Source organism: Amycolatopsis sp. EV170708-02-1 (assembly GCF_022479115.1).
GTDB lineage: Bacteria > Actinomycetota > Actinomycetes > Mycobacteriales > Pseudonocardiaceae > Amycolatopsis.
Map to the genome: position 1 here is coordinate 2781420 of NZ_CP092497.1, position 19150 is coordinate 2800569.

Consider the following 19150-nt stretch of genomic DNA (forward strand, 5'->3'; position numbering starts at 1 on the left):
GGACTCTCCTTCGCGCTGGCGCGCGTCGGAGAGTCAGGTCCCCCGGTTCCGTTGATTCGGTCGCCTTTTGTCTGACACGTCAGGCAATTTGCTGTGGCTTGGTGCAGTTCGGCGTGATTCAGTCGTGGGGTGACTGATCTAGGGGCGGGGATTCGGTGGGGGACGCCGGTGGCGCGCGGCGTGCTCGCCACGACCATCGTCGGCTCGGGGATGGCGATGCTCGACGGGACGATCATCAACGTCGCGCTCCCGAGGATCGGCGAAGAACTCGAAGCGTCCGTCGCGGGCCTTCAATGGATCCTCGACGGCTACCTGCTCGCGCTCGCCGCGCTGATCCTCGTCGCCGGATCGCTCGGGGACCGCTACGGCCGCCGTCGCATGTTCCTCGTCGGCGTCGTCTGGTTCGGCGTCGCCTCCGGGCTGTGCGCCGCCGCGACGACCACCGAGATGCTCGTCGCGACCCGGATCCTCCAAGGGATCGGGGGAGCTTTGCTCACGCCGGGCTCCCTCGCGATCCTGCAAGCGTCCTTCGCCCACGACGACCGGGCCCGCGCGATCGGCGCCTGGTCCGGCCTCGGGGGTATCGCGGCGGCGATCGGCCCGCTGCTCGGCGGGATCCTCGTGCAGGTGTGGTCGTGGCGGCTGGCGTTCCTGATCAACCTGCCGCTGGCCGCCGTCTGCGTCCTGCTCGCCCGGCGCTACGTGCCCGAGTCCCGCGACGAGGAGGCGACCGGGCGTCCCGACTTCCTCGCCGCCGCCGTCGGCGCGATCGGGCTCGCCGGTCTCACCGGCGCGCTGGTGGAAGCGCCGGGACGCGGCATCGGCGACGCCGTCGTCCTGGTGGCGATCGTGCTCGGCGTCGCGGGGCTGGCGGCGTTCCTGGTGATCCAGCATCGCTCCGCCGATCCGCTGGTGCCGCCGAAACTGTTCCGCGACCGGACGTTCAGCCTCGCCAACGCGCTGACCTTCGTCGTCTACGCGGCCCTCGGCGGCGTGATGATGCTGATGGTCATGCAGCTTCAGGTGTCGCTGGGCTATTCGCCGACCGCGGCCGGGCTGGCCGGGCTGCCGATCACCGTCATCATGCTGCTGTTCTCCGGCCGGTCGGGTGCGCTCGCGCAGAAGATCGGGCCGCGTACGCAACTGGTCGCCGGCCCGATCCTGGTCGGCGCCGGCATGCTCCTGCTGATGCGGGTCGGGCCGGGATCTTCGTACCTGGGTTCGGTGCTGCCCGCCGTCGTCGTGTTCGGCGCCGGGCTGGCGACGGTCGTCGCGCCGGTGACCGCGACGGTGCTGGCCGCCGCGCCCGACCGGTACGCCGGCGTCGCCTCCGGGGTCAACAACGCCATCGCCCGGTCCGGTGGCCTGCTCGCGATCGCCGTCCTGCCCGCCGTCGCCGGACTGTCCGGTGCCGCGTACACCGATCCGGTCGCGTTGACCGCGGGCTGGCGGACGGCGTTGCTGGTGTGCGCGGCACTGGCGATCGGCGGCGGGCTGATCGCGCTCGGCATCCACAACGGCGTCCTCGACACGCCTTCCGGCGGCGACGCCGACGAGTCACCGCATCCGGGCGAATGTCTCCATTGCGGGGTCGACTCGCCCCCGACGCACGTCCGCCCCGGGCATCACACGTGATCAGACGGACGACACGCGTGACTGGGTGGACGTCACGCGTGTCGTCCTTCCAATCACGTGTGTCGTCCGTCTGGACACATGTGTCGTCCTAAGCGAGGAGGTCGGCGAGGGTCGCCGGGTCCAGATTGCCGCCCGAAACGACCGAAACGACCTTGCCCGGCGGCAGCACGTCATGGTGCGAGAGGAACGCGGCGGTCGCGGTGGCGCCGCTCGGCTCGGCGACCAGCCGCGCGCGGTGCGCCAGCGTCCGGACGGCCTCCCGGATCTCCTCCTCCGAAACGGTGATGACGTCGTCGAGGACCGACTGGAGGTGGGCGAAGGTCAGGTCCGAAGGCTGGGCGCGCAGGCCGTCGGCGCTGGTCCGCGCCCGCAGGTCCATCGGCCACTCGATCCGCCTGCCCGCGCGCAGGCCCTCGGCGGTGTCGGCCGCCAGCTCCGGCTCGACGCCGATGACCCTCGCGTCCGGCAGCAGCGCCTTGATCGCCGAGCCGACACCCGAGGCCAGCCCGCCACCACTGAGCGGGACGAGGACGACGCCGGCGTCCGGCAGGTCTTCGGCGATCTCCAGGCCGACGGTGCCCTGCCCGGCGATGACGTCACGGTGGTCGAACGGCGGGATCATGGTGAGCCCCCGTTCCCCGGCGACGGCGAGCGCCGAGGATTCCTGGGCGTCGATCGGGACCTCGATGACTTCGGCGCCGAGTGCCTTGGTGGCTTCGACCTTGGCGCGCGGGGCGACGTCCGGGACGAGGATCACCGCGGGAATCCCGAATCGCTTCGCCGAGTAGGCGACCGCTTGCGCGTGGTTGCCGCTGGAGAACGCGACGACGCCGCGGGCGCGCTGATCTTCGGTCAGCGCGGCGATCGCGTTGTAGGCCCCGCGTACCTTGAAAGCGCCGATCGGCTGAAGGCTTTCCGGTTTGAGCCACAACGGCGCCCACCCTTGTGCCAGTAGCGGTGTGCGCACCGCGACGCCTTTGACACGGCTCGCCGCGTCGCGGATTTCCTCGATCGATACCAGATCCATACGTCCGATTATGTCAAGGAGTTGTGAACCGTGGACAGTCCTTTTTGGACAGATGGCGTGGCGCTCCTCACGTGCGGACAACGAAGGGAGCATCCCGTGCGCCTTACTCGTTAGGACGGGTGAGGACCGACTAGCAGCAGAACGGGATCATGACCAAGGAGACCTCGGAAAAGACCGAAAAGACGGAAAAGCAGGGCCGGATCATCCAGGTGACGGCGGCGGCGATGGCCGCGATCACCGCGGCATTGCTGGGTTCCACGCTCGGCGTAGCCGGAACGGTGGCGGGTGCCGGGCTGGCGAGTGTGATCACGACGCTCGGCGGCGAGCTGTACCTGCGTTCGCTTCAGCGGACGAAGGACGCGGCGCTGAAGGCGCGAGTGGTGCTGACCGTGCCGGGACGGCGCCGGGTGCTCGACCCGGCGGAGCAGGAGACCGTCCGGTTGAAACCGTCCGAGGACGAAGAGGAATCCTCCGGCCGGAAGTTCAAACCACGCTGGGCGGTGATCGCCGGAGTCAGCGTGGTGGCGTTCGCGGTGGCGCTCGTCGCGATCACCGGCTTCGAGGGCGCGACAGGGAAGACCTTCGGCGGCGGGACCGGGACGACCATAGGGAAGATCATCGGCGGCGGCCAGGCCGAGGAGCGGCAGGAGAAGCACGACGCCCCGCCCGCGACGTCCCCATCGGAACCGAAGCACGACAAGCCGGAGACGACGCCGACGAACACTCCGACCCCCTCGACGACGCCGACAGCCCCCACGACCACACAGGCCCCTCCGACGACGCCGTCCACCACGCCTTCGACCTCCCAGGCACCCCCGACGACGCCGTCGGCTCCTCCCGCCTCGAAGACCCCCGTGCCCTGACCGCGTTTCGTCCTCTGGATGCGGTAGTTACCGCGTTCAAAGGACGAAACGCAGGGGTCAGGAGAGGGCGGAGCGAAGCGTGCGAGCGGCCGCTTCGGGGTCTTCGGCCTCGGTGATCGCCCGGACGACGACGATCCGCGACGCCCCCGCGGCCAGCACCTCGGGCAGCCGCTCGGTGTCGATCCCGCCGATCGCGAACCACGGCCGCGTCGTCCCGGACGCGGCCGTCGAGCGCACCAGGCCGAGCCCCGGCGCGGACCGGCCCGGTTTCGTCGGGGTCGGCCAGCACGGGCCGGTGCAGAAGTAGTCGACACCGGGCTCCCCGGCGGCCGCCGCGGCCTGTTCGGCCGAATGGGTGGACCGGCCGATTACCACGTCGTCCCCGAGCACCCGGCGGGCCAGCGACACCGGGATGTCGTCCTGGCCCAGGTGCAGCACGTGCGCGCCGACGCCGAGCGCGACGTCCGCCCGGTCGTTCACCGCCAGCAGCTTGTCGTGCTTCTCGCACGCCTCGGCCAGCACTTCCAGGGCGGCGATCTCGTGTTTCGCCTCGATCGGGGCGCCGCCGGTCTTGTCCCTCAGCTGGATGATGTCGACGCCGCCGGCCAGCGCCGCGTCGGCGAACTCGGCGAGATCGCCGCGGCCGCGGCGGGCGTCGGTGCAGAGGTACAGGCGGGCGTCCGCGAGCCGGGCGCGGATCAGCGAACCAGACAGGGTGGGCATGGCGGCGACGGTACTCGCGCGCTACGGTGGGGTGGTCCGCACGGGAGCCCGAGGACGGGCTGAGAGGGAGCCGAGACCGCTCCGACCGTGGAACCTGATCCGGGTCATGCCGGCGCAGGGAGCGTGATTCGTATGGCAGAACTTTCGGTTGTCGGCGGCGGGGTCATCGGCCTCTCGGTCGCTTGGCGCGCGTCCGCGCGCGGCCATCGCGTCACCGTGTACGACCCGGATCCGGGGCGTGGCGCGTCGTGGCTCGCGGGCGGCATGCTCGCGCCGGTCACCGAGGCCTGGCCCGGCGAGGAGGACGTCCTCGCGCTCGGTGAAGCGTCGCTGCGGCGCTGGCCGGATTTCGCCCGTGACCTGGCCGAAGAGGGCGTCGATCCGGGCCTTTCCCCGCACGGCACGCTCGTCGTCGCGCTGGACAGCGCCGACGCGGGCAACCTCGAAATGCTCGCCGCGTATCTCACCGAACTCGGCCGCGAGGTCGGGCAGCTGACCGGCCGCGAAGCCCGCCGCGCCGAACCCGGCCTCGCCGGATCTGTCCGAAGTGGACTTCTGGTGCCCGGGGATCTGGCCGTGGACAACAGAAAGCTGCTGCACGCGCTCAGGCACGCTTGCGACGTGCACGGCGTCCGGTTCCGCCACGAGACCGTCACGCACCTCGACGGACTTGGCGACGTCGTCCTCGCCGCGGGCGCCTGGACCGGACGCCTGCATCCGGCGCTCGACGGCGCCGTCCGCCCGCTCAAGGGCGAGATCCTGCGCCTTCGGCCGCGACGGGGTTGCCTGCCGCCGCCGAAGCGGACCGTCCGCGCGATGGTCGAGGGCCGCCCGATCTACCTCGTCCCCGCGAAGACGGTCAGCTCGTGCTCGGCGCGACCCAGTACGAGGCCGGGTTCGACGAGACCGTCACCGTCCGAGGTGTACGTGAGCTGCTCGAAGGCGCGGAGCGCGTCTTCCCGGGCCTGACCGAATACGAACTCGTCGAGACCGCCGCCGGGCTTCGCGCGGCGAGTGTCGACACGATGCCCTTCATAGGTGAGCTGGGCGAAGGCGTCTTCGCCGCGACAGGCCACCATCGCAACGGTCTCCTGATGGCCCCGGTCACCGCGGACGCCGCGGTCGCCTGGCTGGACGGACGGCCGTTGCCGGACGAGGTCGCGGCGGCCACGCCGTCGCGGCGAAGCGAGGAGCGGGTGTGATGGAGATCCAGGTCAACGGCCAGTGGCGCGAATTCCCCGACGGCACCACCGTCGAGGGTGTGCTGGAGGCGCTGGGAACGGCGACGCAGGGCGTCGCGGTCGCGGTGGACGGCGTGGTCGTCCGGCGCGGCGAATGGCCGGAATCGGTGGTGCGCAAGGGCGCCAGCGTCGACATCCTCACCGCTGTGCAAGGAGGCTGACATGAACGGTGACGACCTCGTCATCGGCGAGCACAAGCTCTCGTCGCGGCTGATCATCGGCACCGGCGGCGCGGGCAACCTCGCCGTGCTGGAACGCGCGCTGGTGGCGTCCGGAACGGAACTGACCACCGTCGCCATGCGCAAGGCCGACGCCGAAGGCGGCTCCGGCGTCCTCGAACTCCTTCGGCGGCTCGGCATCCGCCTGCTGCCCAACACCGCGGGCTGCCGGACGGCCGCCGAAGCCGTCCTCACCGCGCAGCTCGCCCGCGAAGCGCTCGAAACCGACCTCGTCAAGCTGGAGGTCCACGCCGACGACCGCACGCTGCTGCCCGACCCGTTCGAGACCCTCGAAGCGGCCGAACAGCTCGCCGCGGACGGCTTCACCGTGCTCGCGTACACCAACGACGACCCGGTGCTGGCGCTGCGGCTGGAGGAGGCGGGCTGTGCGGCGGTGATGCCGCTCGGCGCGCCCATCGGCACCGGTCTCGGCATCCGGAACCCGCACAACATCGAGCTGATCGTGTCGCGCGCGGGGGTTCCGGTGATCCTCGACGCCGGGATCGGCACGGCTTCCGACGCGACGCTGGCGATGGAGCTCGGCTGCGACGCCGTCCTGCTCTCCACCGCCGTGACCAGGGCCGCGGACCCGGAACGGATGGCGTCGGCGATGCGGGCCGCCGTCACCGCCGGGCGGCTGGCCGCCGGCGCGGGGCGGATCCCGCAGCGGTTCTGGGCGCACGCCTCGAGCCCGCCTCGATAACCCTTTTGTACGGTTCACGGCCTTAACAGCGAGTACGCCCCCGGAGCCCGTATGGTTGACGGCACTTTCCGGAGGCGCACCCGCCGCCGTGTACCCAGAGGAGCCAGTGGTGACCACGTCAACGGTCCAGGACGTTTCGGGCAGGTTGTTCCTGGCGGTGGGCAGGCTGTCCCGGTCACTGCGCCAGGCGGGGGTGCCGGGGCCCGGCCACGGCGCGATCTCGGCGCTCGCCACCCTCGTGCACTACGGCCAGCTCCGCCTGGGTGATCTCGCGGCGAAGGAAGGCGTCGCCGCGGCCACCATGTCGAGGATCGTCGCTTCGCTGGTCGAAGCGGGCTACGTCAGCCGTGAATCGGACCCGATCGACAGGCGCGCCTGGCTCGCGGAGGCGACCGAAGAGGGCGAGAGGCTGGTTTCGGGCGTCCGGTCGACGCGGGTGAACGAACTCGGCAAACGCCTCGAACGGCTGACCCCGGAGCACCAGGCGGCCCTGGCGGCGGCTCTGCCCGCGCTCGAAGCGCTCATCGCGGACGAAGAGCGCTGATCTCGGCGCGAAGGGCGCGGATCTCGTCGAGGATCTCCTTGTTCGCCTGAGCCTGGGTCGCGGCCTGCTTCGCCTCTTCCTCGCGGATGTCCTGGCGAAGCTCGTCCTCCATCCCGCTGACCACCACGGCGATGAAGAGGTTCAGCACCGCGAAGCTGGACACGAGGATGTAGACCACGAAGAACACCCAGGCCATGGGTGCTTCCTTCATGATCTCCTTCGCGATGTCCGGCCAGGCCTCGCCCGTCATCACCTGGAACAGCGTGAACAGCGAAGTGCCGAGGTCGCCGAAGTTCTCCGGCGAGATCGCGCCGAACAGTTTCGTCGCCATCACGCCCGCGACGAAGATGATCAGGGCGAGGAGCGCGGCGATCGAAGCCATGCCGGGAATGGACGCGAGCAGGCCGGTGACGACCTTCCGCATCGACGGCACGACCGAGATCAGCCGCAGCACGCGCAGGACCCGCAACGCCCGCAGCACCGCGAACGGACCGGTCGTGGGGATCACCGCGATGCCGACGACGATCAGGTCGAAGATGTTCCACGGATCGCGGAAGAACTTCGCGCGGTAGGCGTAGAGCTTCGAGGCCATTTCCAGGACGAAGATCCCGAGCGCGACGTAGTCGACCGTGTGCAGCAGCGGCCCGTACTCGGCGACCATTCTGGTCGAGGTCTCCAGGCCGAGGGTGACGGCGTTGACGACGATCACCGCGATGATGAAGTGCTGGAAGCGGCGGTCTTCGACGACCCTGGCCACCGTTTCGCGTCCGGTCACGGCGCAGATCGTAACCGGGCGAGTGCTCAGTGCTCCGGCGCAAGCCGCCAAAACGCCGAAACCGGACCGACCTTCGCGCCCATCGGATAGGCGTTTTCGACCGCGTGTGAGACGAACCACTTGCCGTAGCGGGCGGCCTCCACGACGGACATCCCCTTCGCGAGACCGGCCGTCAGTGCCGACGCCATCGTGTCCCCGGCGCCGTGCGTGTGCTGCGTCGCGTACCGCTCGCCCGGCAGTTCGACGAAGGTGGAGCCGTCGAAGAGCACGTCGACGCATTCCGGGTCGGAGACGAGGTGGCCGCTCTTCACGAGCACGTACTTCGGCCCGAGCCGGTGCAGCACGACGGCCGCCTGGTGCATCTGCTCGCGGGTGGTCACCGTCATCCCGGTGAGCAGGCGGACCTCGTCGAGGTTCGGGGTGAGGACGGTCGCGCGCGGCAAGAGCTCGTCGCGCAGCGCCACCAGCCCGGCCTCGTCGAACAGCGGATGCCCGTGCATCGACGCCGCGACCGGGTCGACCACGAACGGCACCTTGCTGTCGCGGCCGATCTCGGCCTTGTCGCAGGCCGCGGCGACGGCGTGGATGATCTCGGCCGAGGCGAGCATGCCGGTCTTGGCCGCGTTGACGCCCATGTCGGCGGCGACCGCCTCGATCTGCCCGGCGACGATCCGCGCCGGGATGTCGGTGCGGTCGTGCACGCCGAGGGTGTTCTGGACGGTCACGGCGGTGACCGCGACCAGACCGTGCACCCCGCAGGTGAGGAACGTGCGCAGGTCCGCCTGAAGGCCGGCGGCGCCGCCGGAGTCGGACCCCGCGATGGTCAGCGCCGACGGCGGGCTCGGGTTCTCGCTCATGGGTTCATTTTCCCGGCTGGTCCTTTTGGCGCGACAGGGGTTCGGCCGCAGGCCACCACGGTGGCCCAGCGCGTGAGCCATCGCACTCCGCGCGGTATCCCTCCAGCCACGCGAAACCCCGGCAGGGGCGAAGGGGCCCATCGCCGCATCGGACGCGGCGAAGGACGCTTTCAGCCCAGCCGGTTAGACCGTCAGGACGAGCTTCCCGGTGACACGGCCGCCTTCACCGGTTTCGTGCGCCTTCGCGACGTCTTCCAACGGGAAGGTCTGGTCGACATGGACGCGCAATTCGCCTTTCTCGACCAGCTCGGTCAGCGCCAGGAGACCGATCTCGTCGGGTTCGGCGAGCATCCCCGACGTCCGCACGCCGAGCTTCTCCGCCTTCGCCACGACTGCCTCGCTCGGCCCTCCGGGGACCGCGATCAGCAGGCCGCCCGGTTTCACGGCGTCCAGCCAGCGCAGGTCGCTCTCCGCTCCGACCAGCCCGAACACGACGTCCACATCGGACGCCGTCGCGGTGTCGTCGCGGTAGTCGATCGGCTCGTCGACGCCGAGCTCGCGGAGGAATCCGTGCTTCCCGGCGCTCGCCGTGCCCAGGACGTACGCCCCGCGCGCCTTCGCCACCTGCGCGGCCAGATGCCCCACACCGCCCGCGGCCGCGTCGATCAGCACACGCTGGCCTGGGCGGACGTCGGCGATGTCCACGAGGCCCTGCCAGGCGGTGAGCCCGGCGAGCGGCAACCCGGCGGCCTGCTCGTGGGTGAGGCTCGCGGGTTTGCGCACGAACTGGCGGGCCGGTGCCGTCACGTATTCGCCGTAGCCGCCGGCCTGCCGCGGGAACCACGGGAAGCCGAGGACCTCGTCGCCGACGGCGAAGCGCGTGGTGCCCACGCCGAGCTCCTCCACCACCCCGGAAACGTCCCAGCCGAGGACGAACGGCGGCTCGCCCATGAAGACGCCGTAGGCCCGGGTCTTCCAGTCGACCGGGTTGATCCCGGCCGCGCGCACGCGCACGAGCACCTCCGTCGGGCCGGGGGCAGGCCGATCGGTTTCGGTCACCTCCAGCACTTCCGGGCCACCAAGCCGCTGCTGGGTCACGACGCGCATCGAAAGCTCCTTCGTTGTCGGTGCTTTCCATGCTCGGGCGCTTGGTCTCTTTTCGCTAGAAGGCACTTAAAGGTAAACTAGGTACCTGATGGAAACCACCTGTGAAGTGCCGGAATCCCCGTGGGACATCTACCTGCGGAACTGTCCGTGCCGAGACGTCCTCGATCTGCTCGCCAACAAGTGGACCGCGCTCGTGCTCGGCGCGCTGTCGCGGCGGCCGCACCGGTTCGGTGAGCTGCGCCGCGCCGTCGGCGGGATCAGCCAGAAGATGCTGACGCAGAACCTGCGCGCCTTCGAACGCGACGGCCTCGTCACGCGCACGGTCTTCCCGACCACGCCGCCGACCGTCGAGTACGCGCTGACCGAACGCGGGGCGAGCGCGGGCACGCTGCTCATGGCGGTCAGCGAATGGTCGGTCGCCAACTTCGACGGGATCCTCGAATCGCGGAAGGAATACGACGCGCGGGTGATGGAGCCCGTCGGCTGAAGTCCTTCGCGGCGGCACGCGGACTTCATCGGGAAGACAGTTCGGCGCACTAACTTGACGAACAATTGGTTCGAACAAGTTATCTGGAGGCTTTCGTGCGCAGAACGCTTTCCCTCCTGTCGGTCTTGGTGGCCGTCGCCGGGCTGACGTCCGGTGTCGCCGCCGCCGCGGCCAAGACGCCGAAGGTGCTGGTCATCGGCCTGGACGGCGCCCGCTTCGACAAGCTGATGGCCGCCGACGCCCCGAACGTCCACGCGCTCGTGGAGCGCGGCTACGCGTCGCGCAGTTCGCTGTACGGCAGCGGGATGGCGCCGACGGTCAGCGGCCCCGGCTGGTCCACGATCCTCACCGGCGTCTGGCCGGACAAGCACAAGGTGAAGGACAACTCCTTCACCGGCAACGACCTCGCCTCGCATCCGAGCTGGCTCGCCCGCGCCGAAACCGCGAACCCGGCGCTGGACACCTACGCGGCCGTCGACTGGACGCCGATCAGCGACCGGATCCTGCGCACCGGCCAGGACCGCAAGTTCGTCCGGAACGGCGACAGCGACGGCTACGAGAAGACCGACGAGCAGATCGCCGTCGACGCGGAGAAGCACCTCAAGCAGGGCAAGGCCGACGCGTCATTCGTCTACTTCGGACAGACGGATATCGCGGGGCACGACCACGGCGCGGATTCCCCGGAGTACGAAGCCAGCTTGCGCACCGACGACGCGCTGATCGGCCGCCTGCTCGCCGCCGTCGACGCCCGCGCGGACCGCGCGAACGAAGACTGGCTGATCATGATCTCCTCCGACCACGGCCACACGCCCTCGGGCGGTCACGGCGGCGACACGCCCGAGGAGCGGATGACGTTCGTGATCGCCGCCGGTGGCGCGGTCCCGGCCGGAACCCCCGCGGTGGCACCGAAGATCGTCGATATCGCGCCGACGGTGCTGCGGCATCTGGGCATCGCCGCCCCGGCGGTCTACGACGGCTACGCGCTCGGCGCCGCTCCCTCGGACGTCTTCGACACGGCCGCCTTGAAGCCCCGGCAGGACGAAACCAGTGTCCCGGCGGGAGTCCTCGGCTGGACGCACGACGCGCCCGGCGGCTGGAGCGTGCGCAACGCCTCCGGTATGCCCGCCGGCGTGACGGAGTGGCAAGGCTGGTCCTTCACCACCGACGACTTCTGGACCCGCACCGCCCCCGGCCAGCAGCGCGAGGCGAACGCCCGCGCACGTGGCGTGTTCGCGGTCGCGGATCCGGACGAGTGGGACGACAAGGGCTCGCCCTCCTCGCGCGGCACCTTCGACTCTTCCCTGGTGTCGCCTTCGCTCGACGTCACCGGGAAGTCCACTGTGGACGTCTCGTTCGTCTCGCACTACCGGCAGGACGGGACGCAGCGGGGCGCGCTGACGGCGTCGTTCGACGGTGGCCCCGAGCAGAACGTGCTGGCCTACGGACCGGAGTCCGGGACGGTGAACAAGGGCGGCGACGTCCTTTCGGTGCCGACGTCGGCCTCGGTGAAGGTGCCGGCGGGGGCTCGTTCGGTGAAGCTGACCTGGCGGCTCTACGCGGCGGGGAACAACTGGTATTGGGCGGTGGACGCTCCTCGCCTCAGCGCCCGCTAGGGCCTCGTGAGTGGCAAGGACGGTTCTAACCGTCCTTGCCACTCACGAGCCCGATCGCTTACCGCAACTTCCAGAACGGCGACACCGGCCCCACGCCCGCCCCAGCGGATACGACTCCGCCACGCACCGCTCGATGAACCGTTTCCCCTCGGCGACGGCGGTGGGGACGTCGGCCCCCTTCGCCAGCGAGGACGTGATCGCCGAAGCCATCGTGTCCCCGCCGCCGTGGGTGTTCCGGGTGTCGAACCGCGGGCCGCTCAGCTCGACCCAGGATTCACCGTCGGACAACAGATCCACGCAATCCTGAGCAGCGTCGAGGTGTCCGCCCTTCACCAGCACCCACTCGGAACCGAACTCCAGCAACGCTTCCGCCGCCTCCCGCTGGGTCGCGGGCCCGGTGACTTCGACGCCGGTCAGCAGCCGTACCTCATCCAGGTTCGGCGTGATCAGCGTGGCGCGCGGGAAAAGCTCCGTGCGGATCGCCTCCAGCGCCTCTTCGCGCAGCAGCGCGTGCCCGGTCATCGAAGCGGCGACCGGGTCCACGACGAACGGCGTGCCCGTCGAGCGTCCGATGTGGACCTCGTCGAGGGTTTTCGCGACGGCGTTGATGATCTCGGCCGTCGCCAGCATCCCGGTCTTCGCCGCGTCGACGCCCATGTCCGTGGCGACGGCCTTGATCTGGCCGGTGACGACGTCGACCGGGATCTCGCTGAACCCCTGCACGCCCAGCGAGTTCTGCACGGTGACCGCGGTGAGCGCGACCATCCCGTGCACCCCGTTGGCGAAGAAGGTGCGCAGGTCGGCCTGGATGCCCGCACCGCCACCGGAATCCGATCCGGCGATGGTGAGGGCGGTCCGGGGAGTCTCCGTCACTGATTGACCACCGGCAGGTAGACCTTGTTGCCCTGCTCGGCGAACTCGTTCGACTTCTCCTCCATGCCGGCCTCGATGGCCTCCACAGTGGACAGTCCGTGTTCCTCGGCGTACTTGCGGACGTCCTGCGTGATGCGCATCGAGCAGAACTTCGGCCCGCACATCGAGCAGAAGTGCGCCGTCTTCGCCGGCTCCGCGGGCAGCGTCTCGTCGTGGTACGAGCGCGCGGTGTCCGGGTCCAGCGACAGGTTGAACTGGTCGTTCCAGCGGAATTCGAAGCGGGCCTTGGAAAGCTCGTCGTCCCACTCCTGCGCGTACTGGTGCCCCTTGGCGAGGTCGGCGGCGTGCGCGGCGATCTTGTAGGTGATGACGCCGGTCTTCACGTCGTCGCGGTTCGGCAGGCCGAGGTGCTCCTTCGGCGTGACGTAACAGAGCATCGCCGTGCCGTACCAGCCGATCTGCGCCGCGCCGATGGCCGAGGTGATGTGGTCGTACGCCGGCGCGATGTCGGTCGCGAGCGGGCCGAGGGTGTAGAACGGCGCCTCGCCGGTCAGCTTCTCCTCGAGTTCGACGTTCTCCTTGATCTTGTGCATCGGCACGTGGCCGGGCCCTCGATCATCACCTGGACGTCGTGTTCGCGGGCGATGTGCGTGAGCTCGCCCAGCGTCTCCAGCTCGGCGAACTGCGCGCGGTCGTTCGCGTCGGCGATCGAGCCCGGCCGCAGGCCGTCACCGAGGGAGAAGGTGACATCGTACTCGCGCAGGATCTCGCAGAGTTCGGCGAAATTGGTGTACAGGAACGATTCCTTGTGGTGCGCGAGGCACCACGCGGCCATGATCGAGCCGCCGCGCGAGACGATGCCGGTGACCCGGCGCGCGGTCAGCGGGATGTAGCGCAGCAGCACGCCCGCGTGCACGGTGACGTAGTCGACGCCCTGCTCGCACTGTTCGATGATCGTGTCGCGGTAGACCTCCCACGACAGCTTTTCCGGCTCCCCGTTGACCTTTTCCAGTGCCTGGTAGATCGGCACGGTGCCGACCGGGACCGGCGAGTTGCGGATGATCCACTCGCGCGTCTCGTGGATCCGCTTGCCGGTGGAGAGATCCATGATCGTGTCGGCGCCCCAGCGGGTGGCCCACACCATCTTGTCGACCTCTTCCTCCACAGAGGACCAGACGGCCGAGTTGCCCATGTTGGCGTTGATCTTCACCAGGAAGTTCTTGCCGATGATCATCGGCTCGGTCTCCGGGTGCTTGCGGTTGGCGGGGATCACCGCGCGGCCGCGCGCGACCTCGTCCCGCACGAATTCCGGCGAGCAGCGCTCGCGTGCCGCGATGTACTCCATCTCGCGGGTGATGACGCCCTGTTTCGCCCAGCCGAGCTGGGTGTTGTGCTCACGACCGTCGGCCCAGCCTGCGCGCAGCCGATGGAGTCCACTGTGGACATCGATCTGCGCGTCGTCGTCGGTGTACGGGCCGGAGGTGTCGTAAACGTCGAAATGCTCGCCGTTCGAAAGATCGATCCGCCGCGCGGGGACCCGGAGACCGGATTCCGTCTGGTGATAGACCTTGCGGGAACCGGTGATCGGACCGGTGGTGACGGTCGGCTGGATGGCAGCCTTGTTCTCAAGCGTCGTCAACGACGTTCACTCCCTACGCCGGCATTACCCGGTCAGGTTCATGCGGTCGGCGGCGCCGGGTCCCTGGAAAGACACCAGCCGCCCTCTCAGCCCGCCATGGCGCGAGCTCCCGCGGTTGTTTGGTTGTGCCCCGACCATGCCACGCCGGGCCTCGGACAATCAACCCTCCAAGGCGACGGTCACTCCGAAGCCGACCAAGACGCCGCCGGACGTGCGCTCCAGCCACAGCTTGACGCGATCGCGGCGCAGCCACTCACCCAGGCGTGTGACCAGCAAGGCGAGCGACGAATACCAGACGATGTCGACGGCGATCCACACCGCGACGCACAGCAGCAGCGGCCACGGCCCGCCGTCGGCGGGCACGAACTGGGGGAGGAACGAGATCGCGAACACGCCCGCCTTCGGGTTGCTCACGTTGATCAGGAAACCGGCTCGGAAGCCGCGCCCGGCGGGTTCGGCGACCTCGCCGTCGCGCTTGCGGAAGAAGAGCGCTTTGACGCCGAGGTAGATCAGGAAGACCGCGCCCGCGATGCGCAGGATGTCGTAGGCGACCTGCGAGGCGATGAGGAGCGCGGTGAGACCGAACACCGCGGCGAGTCCCCAGAACGCGACGCCCGCCTCGATACCCGCGACGGTGGCGAACGCGTTCCGGCGCGAGCCCTTCGCCGACTGCTTGATCAGCATCACCGTCGCCGGGCCGGGGACCATCGCCATGAGGAACGCGGCGGGGATGAACGCCAGCAGGTTCGGCATTCCCCGATCGTCGGGGACGAGGGCCGCCACGGGCAACGCGATTTCCGGGCCGACATGTCGACAGCGTTAGCGGTTCACCGGTTTGGAGCATGTGCGCGCCGGGGATTCACGACAGAATCCCGGAGGTTCTGCACCGTTACAGAAGTCTGGGGTGGATATGCGGAAACTCGTGTTCCCGGCACTGGCAGGCGTGCTGATCGCGGGGCTGGTCCCCGCGATCGCCGAGGCCCAGGGCGGTGAGGCGCCAGGAGCGCCCGGCGCCCATCCGAGCTGGCTCCCGGCGGACAAGACCGGCTTCGGCACCGCCCGCGAACGGGCGAGCAACGTCTGGTTCACCCTTCAAGGTGGCCGGATGTCCGAGGTCTACTACCCGGATCTCTCCACGCCGAGCGTGCGAGCGCTGGATCTCGTGGTCACCGACGGGACGAGCTTCGCCACCGTCGATTCCTCGGCCAAGGCGCACCAGGTGCGCCGCACCGGCGGCCTCACCTACGAACAGACCATCACCGACGACCGGCGGCGATGGAAGCTCCGCAAGACCTATGTCACCGACCCGGCGCGCACGAGCGTGCTGATCGACGTCGACTTCGTTTCGCTGACCGGCCGCCCGTATCAGGTGTACGCGGTCGCGGATCCCGATCTCACCAACGAGGGCTCCGACGATTCGGCGCGCTCGGACGGAGCGAGCGCGGTCTCTTCGGACGCCAAGACGGCGGCCGCGCTGGCGGCGGAACCGGCGTTCTCGCGGACTTCGGTGGGTTACGCGGGTTCGTCCGACGGCATCACGCAGCTGACGAAGTCGTTCAGCCTCAAGGATTACGCGACCGCGGCCAAGGGCAACGTGCTGATCACCGGGCAGACCTCCGCCGATGGTGTCCGCTCGCGGGACTTCACGCTTTCGCTGGGCATGGGCGCGAAGGACTCCGACGCGCTCGCCAACGCGAAAGCCTCTCTGCGGCGCGGATTCAACGATGCCGCGCGCGCGTACGACCGCGGCTGGACGCAGTACCTCCGTCAGGTGAAAGACGCGCCGTCGTCCCTGAAGACCATGCGGGAACGGGATCTGTATCAGGCGTCCGTGCTCATGCTCGCGGCGAGCGAGGACAAGATCCACCAGGGCGCGCTCATCGCGTCGCCGAGCATGCCGTGGCGGTTCGGGAACAACGACCCGGAATGGTCGCCGTCGGGCACCTATCACCTGGTCTGGCCGCGCGACCTCTACCAGATCGCGACCGGGCTGCTCGCCGCCGGCGACCGCGACGCCGCGAACCGGTCGGTCGACTACATGTTCGGCACGCAGCAGCTGCCGGACGGGCATCTGCCGCAGAACAGTCACGTCGACGGCACGCCGTACTGGACGTCCGTCCAGCTCGACGAGACCGCGCTGCCGATCGTGCTCGCGCAGCAGCTCGGCCGCACCGACGCGAAGACCTGGCGGGGGTGCGCAAGGCGGCGGAATTCCTGTTGTCCTACAAGGCGGACAACGGGCACGCGTCGCCGTACAGCCAGCAGGAACGCTGGGAGGAGCAGGACGGCTACTCGCCTTCGACGATCGCCGCGGTGATCGCCGGGCTGGTCTGCGCGGCCGACCTCGCCAAGGCGAACGGCGCCGCCGCCGACGCGAAGCGCTACCTCGACACCGCCGACGCTTTCAAGGCGAAACTCGCCCAGTGGACGGTGACGACGAACGGGCCGCTGTCGAAGGATCCGTACTTCGTCCGGCTGTCCAAGGACGGCAACGCGGACAACGGCACGAAGTACAACCTGGGCAATTCCAGCGTGACGATGGACCAGCGTGCCGTGACCGACGCGGGATTCCTCGAATTGGTGAGGCTGGGCATCTACCGCGCCGACGATCCGGTGATCAGGAACAGCGTCAAGGTCACCGACGCCGACATCGCGTTCACCACCCCGACGGGTCAGTTCTGGCACCGCTACACGAAAGACGGGTACGGCGAGAAGGCCGACGGCTCACCGTGGGACTACACGTTCCCGGCCGAAAGCCGGACCACTTTCGGGCGACTGTGGCCGCTGCTCGCGGGTGAACGCGGCGAGTACGACCTTGCCAACGGTGACCGGGGTACGGCCGCGAAGCGCCTTCGCGACCTGGGGCGCGTCAGCAGCTCCGGGGACACGATGCCGGAGCAGGTCTGGGACGAGAACGCGCCTTCGGGGCAGCCGGGCTTCCCGGCGGGCACGCCGACCGCGTCCGCGACGCCGCTGGCCTGGACGCACGCGCAGTACCTCCGGCTCGCGTGGTCGGTGGAGGCCGGGAAGGTGATCGAGCAGCCGCGGGTCGTGCGGTGCCACTTCCTGGGCTGCTGACCCTCACGTCTCGTGAGTGGTAAGGACGGTTCTAACCGTCCTTACCACTCACGAGGTCAGTCGTCGGAGGGCTGAGCCTCGGGCAGCCACGAATTGCCCGGAACGCCCCATTTGTTCGCCTTGAGCATCTTCTTCGCCGCGCGGGCGTGGCGCCCGACCAGCCGGTCGAGGTAGATGAAGCCGTCCAGGTGATCGGTCTCGTGCTGCAGGCAGCGCGCGAGGTAGCCGGTGCCTTCGACCTCGATCGGATTGCCCTCGACGTCGAAGCCGGTGACCTTCGCCCACGAAGCGCGCCCCGTCGGGTACGACTCGCCGGGCGCCGACAGGCAGCCTTCCCAGTCGTCGTCCGGATCCGGCATCGTCTCCGGGATCTCCGACGTCTCGAGCTTCGGGTTCACCACGACGCCCTTGTGGCGCGTGCCCTCGTCGTCGGGGCAGTCGTAGACGAACACGCGCAGGTCGAGGCCGATCTGGTTGGCCGCGAGGCCCACCCCTTCGGCGGCGTACATGGTCTCGAACATGTCGTCGATGAGGGTGCGCAGCTTGTCGTCGAACTCGGTGATCTCCCGAGTCGGGTTGTGCAGCACGGGCTCGCCGGCGATCACGATGGGATGGACGGTCACGCGCGCAGTTTAGTCGGACCCTTCTGGTACACCCTTACCCATGACGCGCCGACGTCGTTACCGAGGCCGGGCGCCGCATCCGTGGTCTAATGGCGCCGCGGAATGACAAGCCTGTGGTTTCACGCCCGCCGAGCACTGACCTGATTGCGAGGAGTCGGATGGACGCCGCGGAGTCGATGGCTGAGCCCGACCAGCCGTCCCCGTCGGAGACCGTGAACGGCCTCAGCGAGCGCGAGCTCGACATGCTCGCGTTCGAACGTCAGTGGTGGAAGTACGCCGGCGCGAAGGAACAGGCCATCCGCGAACGCTTCTCTATGTCGTCGACTCGCTACTACCAGTTGCTGAACCGGCTGCTCGAGAAGACCGAAGCCATGCAGGCCGACCCGATGCTGGTGAAGCGCCTGCGAAAGACGCGAGCGGCCCGGCAGCGCAACCGCGCGGCCCGGCGACTGGGGATCGATCTCTCATGAGTCTGTTTTCGGGCCTGTCCCGGCCGATGAAGGCCGCCGGACTGGCCTTGGTCGGTGTCGCCGTGATCGCCGCCGTGATCGGCGGGATCACCCTGACCAGTGGCGGCGGTGACTCCGACACCGCGACCCCGCCCGGCACCACGCCCACGTCTTCGGACGGCGCGACGCAGCCTTCGTCGCCGGCACCGGGCTCGCCTCCGGCCAGCACTCCGCCCGCGTCGTCGTCGGCGCCTCCGTCGAGCGCGCCCCCGAGCTCCGCGCCGCCGTCGAGCCAGCCGGGGCAGACCGGTCAGCCGGGCCAGCCCGGTGGCGACCAGCAGGCGTCGCACAAGTGGGTGACCGTGCGCGTCTACAACAACAGCACGATCCAGGGCCTCGCCGAGCAGGCCGCGAAGGATTTCCGCGCCTCCGGCTGGAACGTCTCGGAGGTCAAGGGCTACCCGGGCAGGCTCCCGGAGACGGTGGCCTACTACCGCCCGGGCACCGACGAGGAAGCGGCCGCGAAGGCGCTGGCGCTGGAGTTCGGTTTCCGCGCCGAGCCCCGGTTCAAGGAGATCGAGAACATCGGCCCCGGCGTGATCGTCATCCTCACCAAGGACTACAAGGCCAACGACAAAGACGGCTCCTAGCCCGTACGGAAAGGGCCCGCTCCCTCGCGAGGAAGCGGGCCCTTT

The 19150-nt window shown here is 69.5% G+C and carries 16 protein-coding genes, 4 pseudogenes and 2 riboswitches; of the genes and pseudogenes, 11 read left to right on the forward strand and 9 right to left on the reverse strand.

The window, feature by feature from the left end; all coding sequences use genetic code 11:
* Positions 1-129: 129 nt before the first annotated feature.
* Positions 130-1635, forward strand: coding sequence for an MFS transporter (locus MJQ72_RS12770; RefSeq protein ID WP_396426940.1), 1506 nt, complete (start codon positions 130-132; stop codon positions 1633-1635).
* Between the two features lie 88 nt (positions 1636-1723).
* Here the strand turns inward: MJQ72_RS12770 and MJQ72_RS12775 are convergent, their stop codons facing one another.
* Positions 1724-2662, reverse strand: coding sequence for a threonine/serine dehydratase (locus MJQ72_RS12775; RefSeq protein ID WP_240599397.1), 939 nt, complete (start codon positions 2660-2662; stop codon positions 1724-1726).
* Positions 2663-2811: 149 nt separating this feature from the next.
* On the opposite strand from MJQ72_RS12775, the gene MJQ72_RS12780 reads away from it, so the two are divergent.
* Entirely contained in the window at positions 2812-3525 is a 714-nt protein-coding gene (locus tag MJQ72_RS12780) for a hypothetical protein (RefSeq protein ID WP_240599398.1), read from the forward strand.
* Between the two features lie 57 nt (positions 3526-3582).
* Here MJQ72_RS12780 and thiE read toward each other — a convergent pair whose 3' ends face one another.
* On the reverse strand, positions 3583-4248 hold the full coding sequence (gene thiE / locus MJQ72_RS12785) for a thiamine phosphate synthase (RefSeq protein ID WP_240599399.1): 666 nt from the start codon (positions 4246-4248) through the stop codon (positions 3583-3585).
* A gap of 30 nt (positions 4249-4278) precedes the next feature.
* Positions 4279-4386, forward strand: a riboswitch (TPP riboswitch).
* Between thiE and thiO the strand changes: the two are divergent.
* The 4 genes and pseudogenes from thiO to MJQ72_RS12805 all read left to right on the forward strand — a co-directional run bounded on the left by thiO (position 4381) and on the right by MJQ72_RS12805 (position 6954).
* Positions 4381-5450 (forward strand): annotated as a pseudogene (gene thiO / locus MJQ72_RS12790) (glycine oxidase ThiO). Its footprint overlaps the riboswitch before it by 6 nt.
* A complete protein-coding gene (gene thiS, locus MJQ72_RS12795) occupies positions 5450-5650 on the forward strand; it encodes a sulfur carrier protein ThiS (RefSeq protein ID WP_240599400.1) in 201 nt (66 codons plus the stop codon). Before thiO ends, thiS begins: the two are co-directional and overlap by 1 nt.
* A 1-nt stretch (position 5651) precedes the next feature.
* The gene (locus MJQ72_RS12800; RefSeq protein WP_240599401.1) at positions 5652-6410 is read left to right on the forward strand and encodes a thiazole synthase; all 759 of its coding nucleotides are present in this window, start codon (positions 5652-5654) and stop codon (positions 6408-6410) included.
* Positions 6411-6519: 109 nt separating this feature from the next.
* The gene (locus MJQ72_RS12805) at positions 6520-6954 is read left to right on the forward strand and encodes a MarR family winged helix-turn-helix transcriptional regulator (protein ID WP_240599402.1); all 435 of its coding nucleotides are present in this window, start codon (positions 6520-6522) and stop codon (positions 6952-6954) included.
* On the opposite strand, the gene MJQ72_RS12810 is transcribed toward MJQ72_RS12805, so the two are convergent.
* The 3 genes from MJQ72_RS12810 to MJQ72_RS12820 all read right to left on the reverse strand — a co-directional run bounded on the left by MJQ72_RS12810 (position 6932) and on the right by MJQ72_RS12820 (position 9693).
* Positions 6932-7729: an ion transporter gene (locus MJQ72_RS12810; protein WP_240599403.1), complete on the reverse strand. Its 798-nt coding sequence runs from the start codon at positions 7727-7729 to the stop codon at positions 6932-6934. The two genes, MJQ72_RS12805 and MJQ72_RS12810, sit on opposite strands and share 23 nt — an antisense overlap.
* A 26-nt stretch (positions 7730-7755) precedes the next feature.
* Entirely contained in the window at positions 7756-8586 is an 831-nt protein-coding gene (gene thiD / locus MJQ72_RS12815) for a bifunctional hydroxymethylpyrimidine kinase/phosphomethylpyrimidine kinase (protein ID WP_125733297.1), read from the reverse strand.
* Between the two features lie 183 nt (positions 8587-8769).
* Complete coding sequence (locus MJQ72_RS12820; RefSeq protein WP_240599404.1) at positions 8770-9693, reverse strand: NADP-dependent oxidoreductase; 924 nt, start codon at positions 9691-9693, stop codon at positions 8770-8772.
* Between the two features lie 88 nt (positions 9694-9781).
* On the opposite strand from MJQ72_RS12820, the gene MJQ72_RS12825 reads away from it, so the two are divergent.
* Positions 9782-10180 carry a helix-turn-helix domain-containing protein gene (locus MJQ72_RS12825; RefSeq protein ID WP_240599405.1) on the forward strand — a complete coding sequence of 133 codons (399 nt, stop codon included), beginning with the start codon at positions 9782-9784 and terminating at the stop codon, positions 10178-10180.
* A gap of 95 nt (positions 10181-10275) precedes the next feature.
* A complete protein-coding gene (locus MJQ72_RS12830; protein WP_240599406.1) occupies positions 10276-11793 on the forward strand; it encodes an alkaline phosphatase family protein in 1518 nt (505 codons plus the stop codon).
* 58 nt (positions 11794-11851) lie between these two features.
* Here MJQ72_RS12830 and thiD (MJQ72_RS12835) read toward each other — a convergent pair.
* The 3 genes and pseudogenes from thiD (MJQ72_RS12835) to MJQ72_RS12845 all read right to left on the reverse strand — a co-directional run bounded on the left by thiD (MJQ72_RS12835) (position 11852) and on the right by MJQ72_RS12845 (position 15058).
* Positions 11852-12666 (reverse strand): annotated as a pseudogene (thiD, locus tag MJQ72_RS12835) (bifunctional hydroxymethylpyrimidine kinase/phosphomethylpyrimidine kinase).
* Positions 12663-14305: pseudogene (thiC, locus tag MJQ72_RS12840) on the reverse strand (phosphomethylpyrimidine synthase ThiC). Before thiC ends, thiD (MJQ72_RS12835) begins: the two co-directional pseudogenes overlap by 4 nt.
* Positions 14299-14428: riboswitch (TPP riboswitch) on the reverse strand. Its footprint overlaps the pseudogene before it by 7 nt.
* Before the next feature lie 36 nt (positions 14429-14464).
* On the reverse strand, positions 14465-15058 hold the full coding sequence (locus tag MJQ72_RS12845) for a LysE family translocator (protein WP_240599407.1): 594 nt from the start codon (positions 15056-15058) through the stop codon (positions 14465-14467).
* Positions 15059-15215: 157 nt separating this feature from the next.
* Between MJQ72_RS12845 and MJQ72_RS45045 the strand changes: the two are divergent.
* Positions 15216-17383, forward strand: a pseudogene (locus MJQ72_RS45045) (glycoside hydrolase family 15 protein).
* Positions 17384-17439: 56 nt separating this feature from the next.
* Here MJQ72_RS45045 and MJQ72_RS12860 read toward each other — a convergent pair.
* On the reverse strand, positions 17440-18006 hold the full coding sequence (locus MJQ72_RS12860) for a peptide deformylase (protein WP_240599410.1): 567 nt from the start codon (positions 18004-18006) through the stop codon (positions 17440-17442).
* Positions 18007-18164: 158 nt separating this feature from the next.
* On the opposite strand from MJQ72_RS12860, the gene MJQ72_RS12865 reads away from it, so the two are divergent.
* Positions 18165-18476, forward strand: coding sequence for a DUF3263 domain-containing protein (locus MJQ72_RS12865; protein ID WP_005160574.1), 312 nt, complete (start codon positions 18165-18167; stop codon positions 18474-18476).
* Positions 18473-19105: a LytR C-terminal domain-containing protein gene (locus MJQ72_RS12870; RefSeq protein ID WP_240599411.1), complete on the forward strand. Its 633-nt coding sequence runs from the start codon at positions 18473-18475 to the stop codon at positions 19103-19105. The genes MJQ72_RS12865 and MJQ72_RS12870 overlap by 4 nt, the downstream gene beginning before the upstream one ends.
* Positions 19106-19150 lie beyond the last annotated feature (45 nt).

What these genes read in the sequence shown, in the direction of transcription:
- MJQ72_RS12845 (WP_240599407.1), bottom strand. Translation starts at nt 15,058, where the DNA reads ATGCCGAACCTGCTGGCGTTCATCCCCGCCGCGTTCCTCATGGCGATG.
- thiS (WP_240599400.1), top strand. Translation starts at nt 5,450, where the DNA reads ATGGAGATCCAGGTCAACGGCCAGTGGCGCGAATTCCCCGACGGCACC.
- MJQ72_RS12800 (WP_240599401.1), top strand. Translation starts at nt 5,652, where the DNA reads ATGAACGGTGACGACCTCGTCATCGGCGAGCACAAGCTCTCGTCGCGG.
- MJQ72_RS12820 (WP_240599404.1), bottom strand. Translation starts at nt 9,693, where the DNA reads ATGCGCGTCGTGACCCAGCAGCGGCTTGGTGGCCCGGAAGTGCTGGAG.
- MJQ72_RS12865 (WP_005160574.1), top strand. Translation starts at nt 18,165, where the DNA reads ATGGACGCCGCGGAGTCGATGGCTGAGCCCGACCAGCCGTCCCCGTCG.
- MJQ72_RS12825 (WP_240599405.1), top strand. Translation starts at nt 9,782, where the DNA reads ATGGAAACCACCTGTGAAGTGCCGGAATCCCCGTGGGACATCTACCTG.
- MJQ72_RS12870 (WP_240599411.1), top strand. Translation starts at nt 18,473, where the DNA reads ATGAGTCTGTTTTCGGGCCTGTCCCGGCCGATGAAGGCCGCCGGACTG.
- thiE (WP_240599399.1), bottom strand. Translation starts at nt 4,248, where the DNA reads ATGCCCACCCTGTCTGGTTCGCTGATCCGCGCCCGGCTCGCGGACGCC.
- MJQ72_RS12780 (WP_240599398.1), top strand. Translation starts at nt 2,812, where the DNA reads ATGACCAAGGAGACCTCGGAAAAGACCGAAAAGACGGAAAAGCAGGGC.
- thiD (WP_125733297.1), bottom strand. Translation starts at nt 8,586, where the DNA reads ATGAGCGAGAACCCGAGCCCGCCGTCGGCGCTGACCATCGCGGGGTCC.
- MJQ72_RS12775 (WP_240599397.1), bottom strand. Translation starts at nt 2,662, where the DNA reads ATGGATCTGGTATCGATCGAGGAAATCCGCGACGCGGCGAGCCGTGTC.